A 4,411-nucleotide genomic window follows, 5' to 3' on the forward strand; every position below is an offset into this window, starting at 1 on the left:
CCAATAATGGGCTTAACATACTGCACCAGATTCTGTTGTGCCGATGTAACCAGGACCGATAGCAAAAGACAGGGCAGGATAATTTTTTTAATCATATCTTTTTAAAATTTAGCTTGTTTTGTTGAAAATTCTAAGGTATTAATTTATCTTCAAATATGTATAAAACATATAACTAAAACGTTTAAGTAAAATAAAAAATACATTTAATAAGCTTGAAGATACAATTTATTGCGGTTTCCCTTCAAGTTTCGAAAAGCTGAGTGATTTATGTGAGTTTTTTGTAATTGCCAAAGACCACAGACTTTATAATGTAAACCTGATGGAACGGAAAGCCCGGAGGTGAGGTATCCCGATTCATCGGGAAGGACTTGAAGGGATAGCRGGACTACTGACAGCCACTAACACCGGACCACCCATTTTCAAAATATTACTGAACACCTGAGCCACTTTAGCGCATCTAAGTGATAAGCAAGTTATTTAACAACCGCTTTTTACAAGTAACTGACTTGCTTTAAATAATTTCAGCTAAATAAACCTTATTTTTGCATCCAATATTTTTAAGATGAGTAAACACGGTAGAATTCTGGTTGCCATGAGTGGCGGGGTTGATAGTTCGGTAGCGGCTGTAATGTTGCATGAGCAGGGTTATGAGGTTATTGGCTTAACCATGAAGACCTGGGATTATGCTACTTCTGGCGGTAGCAGTAAAGAAACTGGCTGTTGCTCATTAGATAGTATCAACGATGCCCGTACACTTGCCGTAAACTATGGCTTTCCCCATTATATCCTTGATATCAGGGATGAATTTGGCGATTATGTAATCGATAATTTTGTTGATGAATACCTTGCCGGAAGAACCCCAAATCCATGTGTTTTGTGCAATACACACATTAAATGGGAAGCACTTTTAAAACGTGCCAATAAACTCGATTGCGAATTTATCGCAACAGGGCACTATGCCAATATCCGCCAGCAAGACAGCGGCCGTTATGTAATTTCAAAAGGAAAAGACGAAAACAAGGATCAATCTTATGTACTGTGGGGCGTTTCGCAAGAAAATCTTTCGCGTACTAAATTCCCATTGGGCAGTTTTGCAAAATCTGAAATCAGACAAATGGCTTTGGATATGGGACAGGAAGAACTGGCAAAAAAATCGGAGAGTTACGAAATCTGTTTTGTTCCGGATAACGATTACAGGGCTTTCCTAAAACATAAAGTAGAAGATTTAGAAGATAGAGTAGCCGGCGGAAATTTCATTTTAAGTAATGGAATGGTTGTTGGGCAACATAAAGGTTATCCTTTTTACACCATTGGCCAACGTAAAGGTTTAGGCGTTGCCTTTGGCGAGCCCATGTTTGTAACGCAGATCCTGCCAGAAAGTAATACGGTAGTTTTGGGTAAAGCTGATGAGCTTGAACGCCGCGAAGCCATGGTACGTAACATTAACCTGATAAAATATGCAAGCATTGAAGAACCAATGAATGATGTGATTACCAAAATCCGCTACAAAGATACGGGTATGCTAAGTACAATTGTTCAGGAAAAAGATAAAATGCGTGTGGTGTTCGATCACAATGTTTCAGCAATTGCACCAGGACAATCGGCGGTATTTTACGAAGGAAATGATTTATTGGGCGGAGGATTTTTAGTTTAATCGCTGAGATCCATTTACGACCATAGAAAACGAAAGAGGTTTATCATAAAGGCAATTTCAGCTCAGATGATGTCATGTTGAGCCTGTCGAAACACCTTAAAGAGTATTTAAATAGGTCCTTCGACAGGCTCAGGATGACAAATCTATATTTATGACACAACCTCTTTTTGTTTGAATTTTATTAGGCTATAGTCGAGAAATCGTCATGCTGATTCGATAGCTATCGGATTTATTTCAACATCTTTCATGCCATCTATTTATTTTAGACTTCTATAATCTATCCATCATAAAAGTAAGTTTATCGAATTAAGATTCCCGCTTAGGCGAGAATGACGACCGCCATAAAATATCACGACGCCATCTTATTTTATATTTGGGGTTATAACTTATATACACCACTAAATCATCACTACGTTGCCCAATGGCCTGTAAATGCTGCAAATGAATGTCCTGCAGATCTGCAGCAGCAATCCTCAGTCTTTCATTCATGATTTTACCTAATGAAAGATCTGGTCTAAAATCTGTTTCGAATATGGCTAAAACGGTAACGGTCATAGAAAAAATAAATATATCAGCAAACAAACCAAGCAAGAAGCTTTTTGTTTAAAATCATCAATTAAATACATCGGATTATCTTTATGATATCTCCTGTATTCTGTCTCTTCAAAAGCAAATCTATACTAAAAAAATTAGTATCAAAATTTATTTTTGTATTTTTTTTAGTCAGCACAAAAATTATAGAAATGCATGACACGGCGTACCAAAAGGTTAATAACTCCAGTATTGTGCATAACTATCTTAAACATCTGATAGCTAGACTAGTTATCTATATAATAAAAATAGAGCTTATGAAAAAGTGCATCTATGTAGTAGAAGACAATCCGAGTATTAGAGAAATCATCGAATTTTTATTGATCGAAGAACTTTACGAAGTAAAGACCTGCCCTAACACCAACGATTTTTGGTTTCAAATGAGTAAACACCGGCCAGATATGGTAATTCTTGATATTATGTTGCCTGATGGAAATGGTCTGGATATCTGTAATACGCTAAAGCGAAATATTAAAACACATGATATTCCGGTAATGATGATGTCGGCTAACAACCATTTGAACGCAGTTAAGGCTAAATGTGATGCGGAAGATTTCATCAACAAACCTTTCGATCTGAACGATTTTGTTAATAGAGTAGATAAATATTTGCTTAATTAAAGGAAATCGTCATTGCGAAGCCAATTTTTCATTGGATGAAGCAATCTTGTACCAGGCAGTATGAAAGATTGCTTTCCCGAAAAGTCGGGACAGGCTGTCGTTCCTCCTCGCAATGACGAATTAACCCCCTTAAAGTATTATACTTTCAACTGCTTTACCCAGCGCTACATCTTTTATAGTAGGCATGCTTAAGCCTTCGGCCCTGAATGCTGTAATGTCAACCATGCCCATAAAGCCTAAAACAGATCTTAAATATGATTCTGTAAAGTCGTAAGGCTTCATTGGTCCCTCCGAATACACGCCGCCAGACGAAATGGCCAGATATACTTTTTTGTTTTTTACCAAACCTTCGGGGCCTTTTTCTGAGTAGCTGAAGGTTTGACCGGCACGTGCAATATGATCGATCCATGCTTTTAAAGTAGAAGGAATACCGAAATTATACAACGGCGCACCAATTACAATCACATCAGCATCTTTAAGTTCGGCAATGGCCTCATTTGAATGTCTTATTGCTTCCGAAAATTCTGCCGTGTGATTTTCTTGCGGTGTAAAAAAAGAATTGATGTGTACCTCTTCCAAATGTGGAAATGGGGTATTGGTAAGATCATGTGTAGTTAAAGTGCTTCCCGGATTTGCAGCCTGTAATTTTTCAACAATCGCATTTCCCAATTTAATACTGAATGATGCTTCGCCTCTCGGGCTTGATATAAGATGTAATATTTTCATTTTTTTTGCCTTTTTATGTCTGGCAAAATTATAGATACGAAGTATCAAAAAGCTACTACTATACCAGAGGATAGTGCTATCCTTTGGTATAGTTGCTACTTCATCTCAATAAAAAAGGAGCTTATTTAACTAATAAGCTCCTTCAACAAAAACATTAATACTGTCATTTAACTTGCTCAATTACAGCAACAAAGCCACCGTCTTTTACCATATTGATATCGATCGTTTCTCCTGCTTTAATTGGTTTTACGATGCGTTTAAAATCCATTGCCTGAAAATCGGCATTGATGCCATCTTTGATCAGGTTGATCTGGTAATTTGCATTTGGTTTCAAAAAACCGGTTTCAATTTTCAAGTCGTGTTTTTGATCGTTGCCCATAGCACCAATAAACCATTTGTCGCCTTTACGTTTAGCTGTAACGATATATTCGCCAACGCTTGCATCCAGGATTTTAGTTTCATCCCAGGTTACGGGAACGCTGGTAATAAACGAAGTGGTTTCGGGCTCTCTTAAATAGTTAAAAGGATTATCGGCCAGCATTTGAAAACCACTTTCAAAAACAATATACATGGCCAGCTGATGCGCCCTGGTACCAATGCTCATGGTATTTACCCAGCTAGGTTTATAATCCTCTTTATGTGCCGAACGCATGGCCCCGGGCGTGTAATCCATCGGCCCCACTGCATTACGTAAAAATGGAAGGAATAAGTTGTTGTTTGGCGTGGCCAAACCGCCTCCAATATTTTGTTCCATACCTATAACGCCTTCATAAGAGAGCACATTGGGATAAGCTACTTCCAAACCAGCTGGTTTAAATGC

Annotated in this window: 5 protein-coding genes; 2 read left to right on the forward strand and 3 right to left on the reverse strand. The window is 37.9% G+C overall.

Annotated elements, in window-relative coordinates:
- Positions 1 to 562 precede the first annotated feature (562 nt).
- Positions 563 to 1,654: a tRNA 2-thiouridine(34) synthase MnmA gene (mnmA, locus tag AC1DPQ_RS24525; protein WP_477611162.1), complete on the forward strand. Its 1,092-nt coding sequence runs from the start codon at positions 563 to 565 to the stop codon at positions 1,652 to 1,654.
- 306 nt (positions 1,655 to 1,960) lie between these two features.
- On the opposite strand, the gene AC1DPQ_RS24530 is transcribed toward mnmA, so the two are convergent.
- Positions 1,961 to 2,209, reverse strand: coding sequence for a hypothetical protein (locus AC1DPQ_RS24530; RefSeq protein WP_477611163.1), 249 nt, complete (start codon positions 2,207 to 2,209; stop codon positions 1,961 to 1,963).
- Positions 2,210 to 2,502: 293 nt separating this feature from the next.
- Here AC1DPQ_RS24530 and AC1DPQ_RS24535 point away from each other — a divergent pair, with 293 nt between their 5' ends.
- Positions 2,503 to 2,865, forward strand: a complete 363-nt coding sequence (locus AC1DPQ_RS24535; RefSeq protein WP_477585022.1) for a response regulator transcription factor — start codon at positions 2,503 to 2,505, stop codon at positions 2,863 to 2,865.
- A 129-nt stretch (positions 2,866 to 2,994) separates the two neighbouring features.
- Here the strand turns inward: AC1DPQ_RS24535 and AC1DPQ_RS24540 are convergent, their stop codons facing one another.
- Positions 2,995 to 3,591 carry an FMN-dependent NADH-azoreductase gene (locus tag AC1DPQ_RS24540; protein ID WP_477585021.1) on the reverse strand — a complete coding sequence of 199 codons (597 nt, stop codon included), beginning with the start codon at positions 3,589 to 3,591 and terminating at the stop codon, positions 2,995 to 2,997.
- 163 nt (positions 3,592 to 3,754) lie between these two features.
- Positions 3,755 to 4,411 (reverse strand): glycoside hydrolase family 97 C-terminal domain-containing protein (locus AC1DPQ_RS24545; RefSeq protein WP_477611164.1); only part of this gene is annotated, 657 nt, incomplete at its 5' end.

The sequence above is a fragment of the Pedobacter sp. 01T416_2 genome (assembly GCF_056398925.1).